This window comes from Shewanella sp. HL-SH2 (assembly GCF_051164935.1).
Classification (GTDB): Bacteria; Pseudomonadota; Gammaproteobacteria; order Enterobacterales; family Shewanellaceae; genus Shewanella; species Shewanella glacialimarina.
Genome location: NZ_CP195035.1, coordinates 3,849,651 through 3,864,461 on the forward strand (window position 1 = coordinate 3,849,651; position 14,811 = coordinate 3,864,461).

Consider the following 14,811-nt stretch of genomic DNA (forward strand, 5'->3'; position numbering starts at 1 on the left):
GCTAATGTTTAACCATTTATACTCACTGAATAAACTGTGTATTTGTATGTCAATGCTGCAAGGTTTACCAAATTAAGTGAACGGAGCTAACTAAGCGCAAATAGAGCAAATACTCTTAAATACATCAGTATAAATAATAAGTTGCCACTTTATGACTCAAATAAGTTTTCATTGACCTGATAACTAAAAGCACTCTAATCTAAACACACGTTTGATTATTAACCTACCGATATAATCGGCATAAATATAAAACTAATAAAGGTGAATACCATGGCATATGATGCTGACTCAACTCTCGACCTAAGCAGCTACAAATCTATTGTTGATTTGATTGAACAAAGTTGCGCCAAGTTTGGTAATAAAACAGCATATGCTTGCCTAGGCAAAAACATCACCTTTACCGAGGTTGAACAGCTTTCGCGTGACTTTGCAGCATACTTGCAAAACTGCACAAATTTGAAGCCAGGTGATCGTATCGCCGTTCAGTTACCTAATATCACTCAGTTTGTCATTGCCGCTTACGGTATTATTCGGGGTGGTTTTGTTATAGTGAACACTAACCCACTGTATACGGAACGAGAGTTAATTCATCAATATAATGACTCTGGCGCTAAAGCTTTAGTGGTATTATCAGACTTACTGCCCACCTTAGAAAACGTGGTCAAATCTACTACCATTGAATACGTCATCTCTACCCACGCGCTGGATATGATCGCGCCACAAGATCAACCCCAAACTGCCATCAACAATATTGAATTTAATACATTATTATCCCAAGGTCGCGAGCACATATTCACCCCAGTAAAGCCTAACCAAACAGACTTAATTGCCTTACAGTACACAGGCGGCACAACTGGATTATCAAAAGGCGCCATGCTAACCCATCGCAATTTGTTGGCTAACTCAGGGCAAGTTAAGTCAAGAATTGCCAGCACCATGACCGAAGGCGAAGATATCTTTGTTGCCCCGTTGCCGATTTATCATATCTACGCTTTTATGGTTAACTTAGTGCTGTATTTTGAATCGGGTGGGTGCTCAGTATTAATCCCTAATCCTCGGGATATAGCTGGATTAATCAACACCATGAAAGCTTATCCTTTTACAGGATTTGCTGGCCTTAATACCTTATTTATTGGCTTATGCCACCAGCCAGAGTTTAAAGCGCTCGATTTTAGTCATATGACCATTACCATTTCCGGCGGAACAGCGCTAACGAGCGCTGCTGCCAATTTATGGCAACAGACTACCGGTTGCATGATATCTGAGGGTTACGGCTTGTCAGAGACCTCTCCAGTTGTCAGTTTAAATGCGCCAGGACATCAACGCTTAGGTACTATCGGAAAGCCTGTTTTAGACACCAAAATTAAAATCTTAGACATGAACGATAACGAAGTGGACATTGGCACAGCCGGTGAACTCGCTGTAAGTGGCCCCCAGGTTATGTCTGGATATTGGAATAAACCACAAGAAACAGCTAACGTAATGACTCAAGATGGCTATTTCAAAACAGGTGATATAGCGATAGCAACAGAGGATGGTTACCACACTATCGTTGATCGTAAAAAAGACATGATCATTGTATCCGGCTTTAATGTTTACCCAAATGAAGTGGAAGATGTCCTTTCTGGCCATGAACTTATTATGGAATGTGCCGTGGTAGGTGTCGTAAACGATCATTCCGGAGAAGCAGTAAAAGCGGTAATTGTATTAAAAGATCCCGATCAAGATAGCGAAGCAGCCAAAGAATCGATTAAGCAATATTGTCGTACTCAGCTTACCGCCTATAAAGTACCTCGTATTATTGAGTTCACCGCCCAATTACCTAAAAGTACTGTTGGTAAAATTTTACGCAGAGAATTACGTAAGTAACCAACACTAATCCCCAATAAAAAAACATGCCCAGACATCTTTTTTATTGGGGAACGATTTAACTCAAATCTGATCACTCTGGCTGCTCAGTCAGTAATTGCAAACTGGCAAATTCTCGATATAACTCACTCGATTGCATTAATTGATTATGCGTTCCTGATGCGACAAGCTGGCCTTTATCGAGTACTAAAATACGATCAGCGTTAATAACCGTTGCCAACCTATGGGCAATTATCAGTGTGGTGCGATCCGCCATTAATGTCTCTAAAGCTTGTTTTACTTTCACCTCACTGACCGCATCCAAAGCACTGGTTGCTTCATCTAATAACAACACGGGTCTATCGGCTAATATTGCTCTAGCAATTGCAATACGTTGTTTTTGCCCTCCGGATAAACGTACGCCGCGCTCACCTAAATAGGTATTATAACCTTCAGGGAAATCAACGATAAACTCGTCGGCCTTAGCAGCAATACATGCTTGCTTAACCTCTTCCTCTGTCGCATCAATTCGCCCGTAGCGCACATTTTCAAACACACTACTGGCAAAAATCACCGACTCTTGTGGCACTAGGGCAAACTGCTGGCGTAATTGATGTAAAGACAAGTTAGCGATATCAATACCATCTAACGATATCGAACCAGACTTGGGCTGATAAAATCGCAGCAGTAATTCAAATAAAGTACTCTTACCTGCTCCACTGGGCCCAACTAAAGCGACCCGTTCACCGGCTTGAATGTCGACGCTTAAATGATTAATCACATCAATATTAGTCTCTGCAGGGTAAGCAAACACTAACTCCGACAATGATAATGCACCATGAGTCTTACCTTTTAATTGCTCTGGTATCGCTAGTTGAACGATATCAACTGGCGCTAGGCTTAATTCAATTAAACGCTCTGTCGCTCCTGAAGCACGCTGAATTTCACTGAACACTTCACTGATGGTTGCAACCGCTCCAGCTACCATCACGGCATAAAACATAAAGGCCGATAATTCACCGGCAGATATACTGCCAGACATCACGTCCTGCGCCCCGACCCAGGTCACAAAAGCAATCGCTGAAATACTTAAAAACATCACAGTGGCAATCAATAACGCGCGATACTTAATCCGCCCTTTAGCCACACTCATCACCGACTCGACACGTTCGGTAAAAGCCGCTTTATCCTGTGACTCATGTGTATAAGCTTGCACCGTATGTATTTCATGCAAGGTTTCGTCAATATAAGCGCCTAAATCCCCAACTCTATCTTGGCTCTCACGCGATAATCGTCTGACTTTATTGCCAAAAAAGGCCACCGGCCCTAGCACTAACGGTACAGCGAGTAATACTAACCCAGTTAATTTAACCGAGGTAAAACCCATCATCACAATACCGCCAATAACTGTCACAGATGACCTTAGCGCCATCGACAAACTTGACCCTACAACGCTTTGTATCAAGGTGCTGTCAGCAGTAAAACGAGAAATAACCTCTCCGGTGCGTTGCGAGGCAAAAAAAGCCGGTGACAAGGTCAACAAATGCGAATAAACCCTTAAACGAATATCTGCACTGACCCGCTCACCCAACCAGGTCATTAAGTAGAATCGACAGAAAACAGCACTAGCACTGATAATAGTAATGCCCACAATAAATAACATAATCTGATTTAATCGGTCGGCGTTGTCGGCAATAAAGCCTTCATCTACCATTAACTTCACTCCCTGACCTAAAGATAACCAAGCAAGTGAACCGATGAATAGGAAGACTATCGCAGCAAACACTTTCACTTTATAAGGTTTTAGAAAATCGAGGATCCAAGGTAGTACGCTATAAGTAGTATTTGATGTCGATAATGTACTAGTGGATAGCAAAGGAGTGCCACTCACTGAAGGAGTAACAGGACCATTATCTGCCGTGGATTTTGTCACTGTAATAACCTACATAACAAATTAAGATGATACGATACTACCAATAAATCGTAGTATTGTGGATGTATTATCCATATCCACTGTATAGCCATCGAATGATAATGACTGTTACACTGTTAGCTAACATACATTCTGACCATTCATAAATCTAATTCGACCCAGAAAAATATGAACTATAGCCCCAACAATGCATTCAAACTATCACGCGGATTCACCCTAATAGAATTGGTCGTAGTCATCTTAATTTTGGCTATATTAGCCATTATTGCCTCAAGTAAATTTATTAATTTCCGGCGGGATGCCATAATCTCAACTATGGCAGGTATGGAAAGTGCGATGCAGACAGCTGCAACGTTAACTTACTCAAAAGCCGCTATTGCGGGTGTTGAAAAGCTGGCTACACATATTCTTGATATTGATGGTATTGCAGTGACCCTAGCTTATGGTTATCCAGATGGCACAGCATCTGGTATCGACTTACTGATGGATGTCCCCAGTGGAGATTGGAAAAAACGCCCTAGTATTTATTCTGGTGCTTGGATTTACTGGCACGGTAAAATTGCAGAAGATGCGGGCGTCGCGGCTTGCTACTTGCGGTACAGGCAAGCAGTTTCTGTCAGTGGCCGGCCAATTATTGACGTAGAGACGACAGGTTGTTAATGAGTACTTGGTAGACTTATTGACACTGCTTGCTAGCAGCTCAGTAAAATGAGTCTATTATTATAAACGTTAACGCTCGCTCACTTAACATATCATGCTTCTGGATAGCGTTTTTCAATCGTTTTAAGCGAGCGAAGAAAAATACCTAAACCACCGACACTCAGCACCAGAATAACAATTAAATCAAATGCGCTCATATGGCTGAAGCGGAAATTAATAGAACTAATCACCCCAAAAATTAATCCTACTAATGAGCCAAAGGTCAATATCCAGCCAAAGATATTTTTAGCATTGTAAAACATTAACCCCACACCAAACATAAAGGGGATCATAATCATCCCGCTGGTCAAGTTCATACCGCTTACATTATATAAACTTTGGCTAAGGCCAAATGAGCTGGTGATTTTAATCGCCTTGAGCAGCATATAAAAGCCACCACTCATCATAATTAAGCCAATAAAAAATGACCCTATTCCCCCAGATGTTCCACCAGCACCTTTCATATCAATCCTTTATATGTATTATGTTTTAGCAGATGTTACTCAGTCAAAGGCTTAAATACAATCATATCGACACCAGCCATTTGTACTAAGGCCTAGCACTTAATAGATAACTAAGGGAGCAAACTCACTTTCCACAGTGCTGCACACCATGACATGAGCACCAGCAATACGCACAATCAGCCATAGTAAGAGTCAGTTTGATATAATATACAAACCAGTGATTTCAATCACACGCCTTAACTGCGATAATTAACAGCTTTAATGCATTCACTTTTGGGTAACATCAATGACAACCAGCCAATTTTCCTGCCAAGGTATCGAACTCACCTTATTTCGTTATCCTAAAAAGCAAGAATCTAATCTGCAGGCCTGGGATGCTAGCGATGAACACCTGATAAAGCACCTTATTGAAAACCAGCAAAAGCCGGTTAATACTGCCATCATAAATGACAGTTTTGGGGCCTTACAGTGTGCATTAACCGCTATAAATGATCACTGGCCATTAGTGATTGAAACAGACGCAAAAACAAGTCTGTTGGGCGCACAGCAAAACCTGTCGGACAATCACCTTAATGCAAAGTATATTGAGTACTTTAATAGCCGAGAGTTACTGCCACCTAACATCCAACTCGTGTTGATGAAGTTGCCCAAAAACCTCAGCTATTTTGCCCATCAATTACAGCGGTTATCGCACGTGTTACCACAGGGCGTTGAAGTGTTGATTAGCGCTAAAGCAAAGTCGATTAACAAATCGATTATTGATGTGATTAGCAAAAATTTAGGCCCTGCATCAGCCAGTTTAACCTGGAAGAAAACCCGCGTAATTTCTTGTATAGCAGATGGTTTAACTAGAGCCTTGCCGCAAGACGTGAGTTGGGAGGTGGCTGAATTAGGCTTAAGCATTAATAATATGACTAATGTTTTTGCCGCCAACAAACTCGATATCGGCGCGCGCTTCATGTTAGATAACATGCCACAAGGTCAGTATCATACCATTGTCGATTTAGGCTGTGGCAATGGCATTTTAGGACTACGAGCTGCGCAGCTTTATCCTAATGCTAATATCCATTTTGTCGATGATTCTGAAATGGCAGTTGAATCAAGCCGCGTTAACTTTAGTGCCAATAAACTTAACGCTAATGCTGAGTTTCATTGGGATGACTGTTTGACCAATCTGGGTGATGTTGAGCCTGATTTAGTCCTATGTAATCCCCCATTTCACCAAGGTGAAGCGATTACCGACCATATTGCTTGGCAAATGTTTTTAGACGCCTATCGCAAACTAGCAACCGGCGGCGTATTACACGTAGTAGGTAATCGACATTTAGAGTATCACGTCAAAATAAAACGCATTTTCAAAAACTGCACAACCATTGCATCAAATGATAAATTCGTTATTTTGCATGCAATTAAACAGTAGTCTTTTCATCTGCAAGGTTGTTGTTATCTGAACCACTATTTTCTATGGAGTTACTCGCTTGCGGCGGTGACAATAGCAGTGCAATTTTCTGCCGCCAAGTTAAATGAGGCTGACTCACATCTGCTAACAAATCACGCCACTCAGCAAAAGTTACCGTTAACGGATTAAAACTGTTTACTGGTTTAGTGATACCGTATTCAACCGTATCCACTTCGGGTTCAAACGTGCCAAAAAGCTTATCCCAAATAATCAATACTCCGGCATAATTTTTATCAATATACTGCGGGTTACGGCCATGGTGAACTCGATGATGTGAAGGAGTATTAAATATATACTCCATAAACCCTAAAGACTTAACGGCTTGGGTGTGCACAAAAAACTGCAAACCTAAGTTTAACAACACCACAAATACCACCCAGTTAGGATCAAAACCGACCACGACCAAAGGCAACCAAAATAACCACATACCCGCCAGCGGGTACATTAAACTTTGTCTAAAAGCGGTACTAAAGTTCATATTCTCCGAGCTATGGTGCACGACATGCGCCGCCCACATCCAACGAATACGATGACTGGCACGATGAAACCAGTAATAGCAAAAGTCTTGGGCAATAATCAGCGCAATAAAACTCACCACCGTCATTTGAATATCGAACATGCGCCAATCAAATAGCCATAAATACAGTTTTGCAATGAGTAACCCGGCCAATAAATCAGTAGCCTGATGCATTGCCGCTAAGGCAAAGTTACACGCCACTTCAACACCATGATATTGAGCGTTGGCAGGTAAACGGTTTCGAACAAGCCATTCGAGTAAAATGCATACAAAAAATAGCGGCGCAAGTGCTAATAGCAGCACTTCAGGATGAGATATTAACCATTCAAAATTCATCTAATTGTCCGTGTTATAACTTAATGTGTGAACGATCACTACCATTTTGCAAAGTGGTCTTCCGCTAACCCTAGTTGATTGTGTAAGTGATATTTTGTGCCATCATTATCAATCAATATCCCACTGTAATAACCTATATATTGACGAAAATTATTCTTTATAAAACCAAGGTTAAGCTTTTCTTTACGGCAATTGAGTGCCCTAAAAGTCAAATCGACTTGACCATCATTAGTCGATATCTGCCAAAAATCATCACTAATCTGACGGTTAAAAATAAAGTTCGCAGCACCTAAAAAGTGACGTTGACCATTTATCCACATAACATTTTCAGTATTACCGGTTTCATTAACACCCGCAGCCAAATTTAATCCTATGGCCCCTTGGGAGGTTAACGCATTAATTGAAGCCCAGCGCCATGCTGTTTTAGCCCGCATATAGCCCGCTGAAAAATCATAACTGGCCAAAGCATTAAGTAAAGGTTGCGGCTCATTGAAAACAGTTAGCTCGCCAGACACCGCCAAGGCATTATGTTTTTGGGTATATGTCCAACCATTATAACCGGTCGGTGTAGACAAGCTGAGCGGCAAACTTAATGTAGGTGGCGACAAAACTAGCTTGGCTTGAATATTAGTTAATAGAATATTGACCTGCCACTGACCATCTTTAATATCAAATTCAAAATGATGATGCTTACTGCCCACTTTTGCAGAGCCCTTACTAGCAGATGCACTTAATCGACACCCAATCCCAAAAGGCCTTAGCCATTCAGATTGCACCAAGCGGTTAGCTTGAATGTCGTATAAATAACAAAAACTGGAAGCAGCGTAGCGAATATCAGCAATTGCCAAACCTAATATATAACGCTGAGTCACAATGCTGACAAATTGAAATTGTTTAAAATCAAAATACTTTGCAACAAACGAGGCGGGCTTATCCATTTCATTAAAATACTTAAAGGCTTTCACATTTAAGTTTTTAACACTTCCATCAAATAAACCAAAAACAGGTTGCCCGTCATGGCCAATTAAACTTTCAGGGGCAAATTGCGGCTGAACAAGCTGCATACTGGGTCCATATTATTTAACATTATTATGACTGCTAAATTGACCTGATAAAATCAGATTGTCAACCAAGATAAATCATTTACCCCACACAATGCCAGCCATGTTAAAACGCTCGTTTTCTGTTATCCTTTCGCTATAATCTATCAACACAATGATTTTTAAGTATCACCATGAAAAAAATAATCCCTGCTTTATTAAGTATCTTGTTATTAACTGCTTGTGCTAGCCACGAGCCAACTCATATTGCATTAAATCCAGCTCTTGGAGCAGTCGGTTTACACACAACTAATGATACTGCGATCAGTATCGAGATGCTTGATACCCGTTCAAAAAGCTTTATTGTTCAACTTGACCAGGCCCCTGAGGCACCAAAGTTAGTGAGCTCAAGTGAACCGATCCGAGCGCAGCTCGATACTATTTTTAGAGCTGGAATGCGTAAAGCTGGTTATGTGGTCGATCCTGCTGCCAGTAAGCAGGTCGAATTTCAACTAGAATATTTGCTCACTAATGTCATCAATAACACCTTAAATTACGAAGCGAAAACACGTTTAGTGATCAATGTTAAAGCGTCGAATTCACGTCAAGAATTTACCAAAAGCTTCAGTGGTAACGGTTATTTTAAAGACTCATTCAGTCCTGATTTCGCCACGTTAGAGCTGGAAATGAACAAACTGATTGATAAGTTAACCACTGAAATTCTTAACGATGATGAATTACATCAATTTTTGAATAACTAAATATACCCAAAAGTTGATAGATAGATTTTTTAAAAAAGAAGGATTATTCATGTTTTCGAAATTTCGTTCAGTTACCACTGCCGTGTCTATATTGTTATTAACGACCTTTAGCGCCGAGGCTGCTGTCGATATTCAACCCGATACGCTTTATCCCAAAGTCACCCTAGAAACCTCTATGGGTAACATAGTGATTGAGCTCGACCGCACTCGCGCCCCACGTACAGTCGATAATTTTTTAACCTATGTTGTAAAAGGTGAATATAACGGCACTTTATTTCATCGTGTCATTGCTGAATTTGTTGTGCAAGGGGGCGGAGTTACCACTGCATTAGAAGAACTGCCAACAATGGCTCCGGTGGTGAACGAGTCAGGCAATGGTCTATCAAATGGCTTAGGCACTATCGCTATGGCACGTGATAACGATCCGCACTCTGCTAATAGTCAGTTTTACTTTAATGTTGCCGATAACAAAAAACTCGACCCATCTAAACGTCGCTGGGGATATGCCGTGTTTGGTGAAGTTATTGAAGGGATGGATGTGTTAGAAGCCATTTCGTTAGTGCCAACAGAGCAAAATACCACTCTAAATTGGCCAGATGTGCCAGTAAATAAAGTCATTCTTAAAAAAGCGACATTACAAGCTCGTTAGTTTACTCCTTCAACTGCTGATTATCGGCTTCTTACCAGGCTTGTCGACAACATCTAAAGGGTATTTGTGATAACGCGTTTTATTTATAAAGCGCGTTATCGACCAAATTAAGCCACACTTCAGTTTTATTTATTGAAATAAACAGACCAAACCAACAGCATTTACTGCAACATATTAAAATAAATCATTAATAATCTATTTTGTAACAAACATTAATTCTGTAGCACCTAACTACCGTTTTAGAGCTTTACGTCTATACTCTAAAACATACTCCAAATGCTGTTTCTTTATGCATTCATTTTCAAGGACGTTTTATGACAGCTAACGATTTTATTGAAACCAAAGCTCCCCAACTGGCATTCTATGGCAAAGCGTTTTTAAGCAACCAGTTAGAATACAAAGAAATGCAGCTTTACATGTGGGATGTACTTGAGGAGTGGCAGCATTTGACTGAGATGACTCCCGCTATAGAATATTCACAAACGGACACTGAAAAAGTGTTTTGGCATCTATTACACTGTTTCGACAAGTGGCCTGATTGGGCGTTGCGGGGTGATATGTTCCTGCGCAGTCAGGTTAATGAATGCTGTGACTATATTAATATTGGTGGCACCTTTCCTCAAAGTTGCATCGGTGTTCGACCTTAATCATGTAAATGAATATTTATGGTTAATTCCAGCAGTCGAGCCATTGATTTAAGCTAATTTCATAATCAATGGCTTGAACCATTTCAGTCCAGGCCGTAAGCTAGCCCCATCGCCTCATTAATCCAGCATCCATGTCAGATATATTAAACCGTTGTCGTGACCTTTTTTCCGTTTACTATCACAAACGGGTACTGATCCTATTATTTCTCGGGTTCTCCGCCGGTTTGCCTTTAATGTTGGTATATTCAACTTTGAGCTTTTGGTTAAGGGAAGCTGGTGTTGACAGGGCTGCTATAGGCTATTTTAGCTGGATAGGACTAACCTTCGCTTTCAAGTGGGCTTGGTCGCCTTTAGTTGATCGGATGACTTTACCACTATTTACCGCTTTTTTTGGCCGCCGAAGAGGCTGGATGATCTTCGCTCAATTGTGTTTAATTGGCGCTATTATTGGCCTATCGACAAGCGATCCTATTGAAGATCTTGAACGCTTAGCTATTTGCGCCCTGCTACTCGCTTTCGCCTCTGCTACCCAAGATATTGTTATTGATGCATTTAGAATTGAATCTGCCCCAGAGAAAATGCAAGCCGCATTAGCCGCAGCTTACCAAATGGGTTATCGCAGCGCTATGATTGTTGCTACCGCGGGGGCCTTAACTATTGCCGCTTGGATCTCTCCAGATAGCCAGACCTACAACCTTGAATCTTGGCAAACAGCTTACTTTGTTATGGCGCTTTTTATGAGTGTTGGCTTAATCACCACATTATTTGCTAAAGAGCCTGAAGTTGACACAAAAGCCGCTGATGCAATCGAACTGAAATTACAGCAAGATTTTGCCAAGCGTTATCCGCCTTTGCTTGCCAAAGGTTTTGCATGGGTTTACAACGCCTGCATCTTGCCTTTTATCGACTTTTTTAAACGATATGGTAAAAAAGCTATCCTAATTTTATTGCTGATTTCCTGTTACCGAATTTCCGACATTGTGATGGGCGTGATGGCCAACGTATTTTATGTTGACATGGGATTTAGCAAAGAAGAAATAGCTTTTTTAAGCAAAGTTTACGGCTTAATTATGACATTAGTCGGCGCAGGTGCTGGCGGTATTCTGGTGATGAAATATGGCACCATGCGTATTCTATTTTTAGGTGCACTCTTAGTTGCGGTGACTAACTTGCTGTTTGCATGGCAGGCCTATATTGGTTACAACGTGCCCTTTTTAACCTTCGCGATTTCTATCGACAACTTCAGCGCAGGTATTGCTACCGCGGCCTTTATTGCCTATCTCTCCAACTTAACCAGTAGCGGCTATAGCGCAACCCAATATGCATTATTGTCTTCTATTATGATCTTATTCCCAAAATTTATTGCAGGGTTTTCAGGCGAGTATGTCAATGCTTTTGGCTACGTTAACTTTTTTATTGCCGCTAGTCTGATTGGTTTCCCGGTGTTGTTGTTAATCGTGTTGCTTAATAGGGCGAATGCTCGCCAAGCAATTGAAGATGCACAAACACCAACTGATCCGTATTAATCTTTATTACTAATAAAAAAACCGACATAAATGTCGGTTTTTTTATTAATACCCAGAATTAATCTCTGAAGTTATTGAACTGGAATGGTTGGCCAAGTTCCGACTCTCTGGCTAGGCGCATAACAGCTTGCAGGTCATCACGCTTTTTACCGGTAATACGCACAGAATCACCTTGAATAGCAGCTTGGACTTTAAGCTTGCTATCTTTAATGGCTTTGACCAATTTTTTAGCCACTAATGAATCAATACCCTGCTTAAAATTAACTTTTAAACTGAAGGTTTTACCGCTGTGAACCGATTTATCGTCAACTTCCATTGATGAAGGATCAACATTTCGCTTACTCAGCTGCATCCGTAATATATCGACTAGCTGCTTACAGATAAAATCATCCTCTGACTTTAAGGTAACGACATTGTCTTTCAAATCAATATCGATTTCTTTTCCACGTAAGTCAAAACGGCCTGATACTTCACGGCGAGAGTTTTCTACCGCGTTTCGTAGTTCTTCTTCGTCAACTTCTGACACGATATCCATTGATGGCATGGGGATCCTTTAATAAAGCTTGAGGTATTTGGGTTATTTTAACGCAAAATATTCAGTTTTGGCGATATAACAGCGGAATATAGATGACTTTAATCAGTAGTTTTCTTATCATGGGGCAAATTTAGATAAGCCTCAAGGCAGATGTAACACTTGTGATCAATTATCGAAATGCTTTTAAACTGGCATTATTAATAGCTGTTGTAGTAACAAGCTACTTAGTATTTTCTAAGCCGAACTATTCACAGTCTTTTCAGCATATGGACAAAGTCGGTCATTTAGGCAGCTTTTTTGGCCTCGCTTTTCTTGCCCACTATGCCTTTAAACCCAAATGGTATTACTTGTTCGGTGTATTAGCCAGTTATGCGGTATTGATTGAACTGGTTCAATCAAGGCTTCCTTACCGCAGTGCTTCAATAGGGGATGTTATTGCTGACTTTGTCGGCATTGCATTGTTCTATTTGCTTCATTTCAGCTTTTTACAGTATAAAAAACTGAAAGATAAAGGCGCTAAACCTTAATTAACGAGTGCTTGTGATGACGAAACAAAAAATTGGTGTGATAGGTGCTGGCGCTATCGGCCAATTAATGTTCAATTTAATCGCGACACAAGCTAACTCGCAAACGGATACTGTCGTTTATTTAATTGGCCGTGAGCCAAGCTCTCATTCGAACACACTTCAATTTACAGATCACTCCCAATCACGCCTAAATCGCACTGTTACTGTACTTGGACAAAATAGCTCAGAATTAGCGGAACTAGATCTTGTTATCATTTGCGTTAAAGCCTATCAGGTCAATAATCTTCTTTGCGACTTATTACCTAAGCTTGCCTGTCATTGTCATCTTATTTTGCTTCATAATGGAATGGGTCCACACTTAAATGCCGCTAAGCATCTTTGTGGTTACCCTAAAATGGGCCTAAGTTTAGCAACAACATCCCAAGGTGCTTTAAGAAACGCACAATGGCAGGTTACCCATACAGGCAATGGCCAAACAACTATCGGTCATTACCAAGGGCAAAAATTAGCTACATCGCTAAAAGACTGCTTATCGCAGGCAATACCTGAGCTGATATGGCACACCGACATTATTACCGCATTATGGCAAAAGTTAATCATAAATTGCGCAATTAACCCACTTACAGCGATATTTGCATGCAAGAATGGTCAGTTGGCAGAGGAGCGCTTTACCAAGCACATTCGCAAGATTGTGGAAGAGTGTATCGAGGTAGCTAAAGCTGATGGTATATCGTTATCGCTCCCTGCCAGCATAGAGATGGTCTACAAGGTCATTACGCTAACGGCCAATAACATCTCATCTATGTATCAAGATATTCTTCAACAGCGAAAAACTGAAGTAGATTATATCAGTGGTTATGTGGTTGAGCGCGCTGCACAACATCAGATTGCCGTGCCCGCTAACCTTAATAATCAGCAAAGCATTAAAGCCTTAGAAAATGCTAATCAGTCAAATGCCACTTAGCTAAACAAGCGCCACATAATCAAGCTAACTCCACATCACTAACACCGCAGCAACAGCGATTAATAATAACCCTAACATATCATTTATTTTGACCTTTTGTTTAAGCCAAAAACTGGCGATGATCATCATAAAAAACACTTCTATTTGGCCTAATGTTTTAACATAAGGCACGGCCTGTAAAGACATAGCCGTAAACCAACCGATTGAGCCTATACAGCTGGTAACACTAATAAGTAGCGTTAGCTTAGGTCGCTTAAATAAATCAACTAAGGTTGCTTTATCATAGCTAAGTAAATAACTCACTAATATAGCCGTTTGTAGGCTGATAACGGCCAATAATACCCAGGCTGCACCGTGGGGGAATGGCGCATCAAGTTGTAAGCTCGCTTCTCTTACCCAAAGTGAAGTTAATGCAAAAGCACTACCGCAGGCTAGCCCAAGTAAAACTGTTTTTATCGACAGTTGTTTAAAGCCTTGTTTGGCACTTAATAGCATAATGGCAACCCCGCCAACCATGACACCTAACCAGCCCAATAAACTTAACTGAGTACCGAAAAAAAACACCCCCAGAATAGCTGCAACTAAAGCTTCACTTTTTGCCAGTCCAGCTCCAACGGCAAAATTTTGCATTTTAAATAACTTTACCATTAACCCTGTGGCCAAGATTTGCATTAAGGATGCACCGACGATAAATTGGATAAAATCAACATTAAAATCGGGGATATGAGTCGGTTGCCATTGATACAAACTCAATAAGTAAACTAACGCGATAGGCCCTGCCCAAATAAATCGCGCTAACGTGACACCGGCAATGTTAACGTCTTGACTTAACTTACTTTGAAAAGCATTGCGCCACGCTTGCATAAATGCAGCAAGAACAGTAAAGGCAATCCACATGCTTACTTC

15 protein-coding genes and 1 pseudogene are annotated in these 14,811 nt (G+C 40.8%); 10 read left to right on the top strand and 6 right to left on the bottom strand.

What is annotated here, in order from left to right:
- Window positions 1–270: 270 nt before the first annotated feature.
- Window positions 271–1,869: an AMP-binding protein gene (locus ACRWP9_RS16780; protein ID WP_434926942.1), complete on the top strand. Its 1,599-nt coding sequence runs from the start codon at window positions 271–273 to the stop codon at window positions 1,867–1,869.
- Between the two features lie 73 nt (window positions 1,870–1,942).
- Here ACRWP9_RS16780 and ACRWP9_RS16785 read toward each other — a convergent pair whose 3' ends face one another.
- Entirely contained in the window at window positions 1,943–3,739 is a 1,797-nt protein-coding gene (locus ACRWP9_RS16785) for an ABC transporter transmembrane domain-containing protein (protein WP_434929112.1), read from the bottom strand.
- A 210-nt stretch (window positions 3,740–3,949) separates the two neighbouring features.
- Between ACRWP9_RS16785 and ACRWP9_RS16790 the strand changes: the two are divergent.
- A pseudogene (locus ACRWP9_RS16790) lies at window positions 3,950–4,045 on the top strand (prepilin-type N-terminal cleavage/methylation domain-containing protein); the annotation flags it as partial.
- 72 nt (window positions 4,046–4,117) lie between these two features.
- Complete coding sequence (locus ACRWP9_RS16795) at window positions 4,118–4,441, top strand: hypothetical protein (RefSeq protein WP_434929155.1); 324 nt, start codon at window positions 4,118–4,120, stop codon at window positions 4,439–4,441.
- A gap of 92 nt (window positions 4,442–4,533) precedes the next feature.
- Here ACRWP9_RS16795 and ACRWP9_RS16800 read toward each other — a convergent pair whose 3' ends face one another.
- Window positions 4,534–4,944 (bottom strand): hypothetical protein, encoded by a 411-nt coding sequence (locus ACRWP9_RS16800; protein WP_434926943.1) that lies wholly within the window; start codon window positions 4,942–4,944, stop codon window positions 4,534–4,536.
- A gap of 286 nt (window positions 4,945–5,230) precedes the next feature.
- Here ACRWP9_RS16800 and ACRWP9_RS16805 point away from each other — a divergent pair, with 286 nt between their 5' ends.
- Window positions 5,231–6,364, top strand: a complete 1,134-nt coding sequence (locus ACRWP9_RS16805) for a methyltransferase (protein WP_434926944.1) — start codon at window positions 5,231–5,233, stop codon at window positions 6,362–6,364.
- Here ACRWP9_RS16805 and ACRWP9_RS16810 read toward each other — a convergent pair.
- Together ACRWP9_RS16810 and ACRWP9_RS16815 are read right to left on the bottom strand one after the other, a co-directional pair.
- Entirely contained in the window at window positions 6,354–7,256 is a 903-nt protein-coding gene (locus ACRWP9_RS16810; RefSeq protein ID WP_226413792.1) for a sterol desaturase family protein, read from the bottom strand. The genes ACRWP9_RS16805 and ACRWP9_RS16810 overlap by 11 nt on opposite strands.
- A gap of 38 nt (window positions 7,257–7,294) precedes the next feature.
- The gene (locus ACRWP9_RS16815) at window positions 7,295–8,320 is read right to left on the bottom strand and encodes a DUF2804 domain-containing protein (protein ID WP_434926945.1); all 1,026 of its coding nucleotides are present in this window, start codon (window positions 8,318–8,320) and stop codon (window positions 7,295–7,297) included.
- A 170-nt stretch (window positions 8,321–8,490) separates the two neighbouring features.
- Between ACRWP9_RS16815 and ACRWP9_RS16820 the strand changes: the two genes are divergently transcribed.
- The 4 genes from ACRWP9_RS16820 (at window position 8,491) to ACRWP9_RS16835 (ending at window position 11,879) form a co-directional block, all read left to right on the top strand.
- Complete coding sequence (locus ACRWP9_RS16820; RefSeq protein ID WP_434926946.1) at window positions 8,491–9,057, top strand: YajG family lipoprotein; 567 nt, start codon at window positions 8,491–8,493, stop codon at window positions 9,055–9,057.
- 49 nt (window positions 9,058–9,106) lie between these two features.
- Complete coding sequence (locus tag ACRWP9_RS16825) at window positions 9,107–9,706, top strand: peptidylprolyl isomerase (RefSeq protein WP_434926947.1); 600 nt, start codon at window positions 9,107–9,109, stop codon at window positions 9,704–9,706.
- A gap of 314 nt (window positions 9,707–10,020) precedes the next feature.
- Window positions 10,021–10,353 carry a hypothetical protein gene (locus ACRWP9_RS16830; protein ID WP_434926948.1) on the top strand — a complete coding sequence of 111 codons (333 nt, stop codon included), beginning with the start codon at window positions 10,021–10,023 and terminating at the stop codon, window positions 10,351–10,353.
- 131 nt (window positions 10,354–10,484) lie between these two features.
- Complete coding sequence (locus ACRWP9_RS16835; protein ID WP_434926949.1) at window positions 10,485–11,879, top strand: AmpG family muropeptide MFS transporter; 1,395 nt, start codon at window positions 10,485–10,487, stop codon at window positions 11,877–11,879.
- Window positions 11,880–11,937: 58 nt separating this feature from the next.
- Here ACRWP9_RS16835 and ACRWP9_RS16840 read toward each other — a convergent pair whose 3' ends face one another.
- Entirely contained in the window at window positions 11,938–12,423 is a 486-nt protein-coding gene (locus ACRWP9_RS16840) for a YajQ family cyclic di-GMP-binding protein (protein WP_226413779.1), read from the bottom strand.
- 152 nt (window positions 12,424–12,575) lie between these two features.
- Between ACRWP9_RS16840 and ACRWP9_RS16845 the strand changes: the two genes are divergently transcribed.
- Together ACRWP9_RS16845 and ACRWP9_RS16850 are read left to right on the top strand one after the other, a co-directional pair.
- Window positions 12,576–12,941 (top strand): VanZ family protein, encoded by a 366-nt coding sequence (locus tag ACRWP9_RS16845; RefSeq protein WP_434926950.1) that lies wholly within the window; start codon window positions 12,576–12,578, stop codon window positions 12,939–12,941.
- Window positions 12,942–12,957: 16 nt separating this feature from the next.
- Window positions 12,958–13,905 carry a ketopantoate reductase family protein gene (locus tag ACRWP9_RS16850; RefSeq protein WP_434926951.1) on the top strand — a complete coding sequence of 316 codons (948 nt, stop codon included), beginning with the start codon at window positions 12,958–12,960 and terminating at the stop codon, window positions 13,903–13,905.
- A 24-nt stretch (window positions 13,906–13,929) separates the two neighbouring features.
- Here the strand turns inward: ACRWP9_RS16850 and ACRWP9_RS16855 are convergent, their stop codons facing one another.
- The gene (locus tag ACRWP9_RS16855) at window positions 13,930–14,802 is read right to left on the bottom strand and encodes a multidrug transporter (protein ID WP_434926952.1); all 873 of its coding nucleotides are present in this window, start codon (window positions 14,800–14,802) and stop codon (window positions 13,930–13,932) included.
- Window positions 14,803–14,811: the final 9 nt, after the last annotated feature.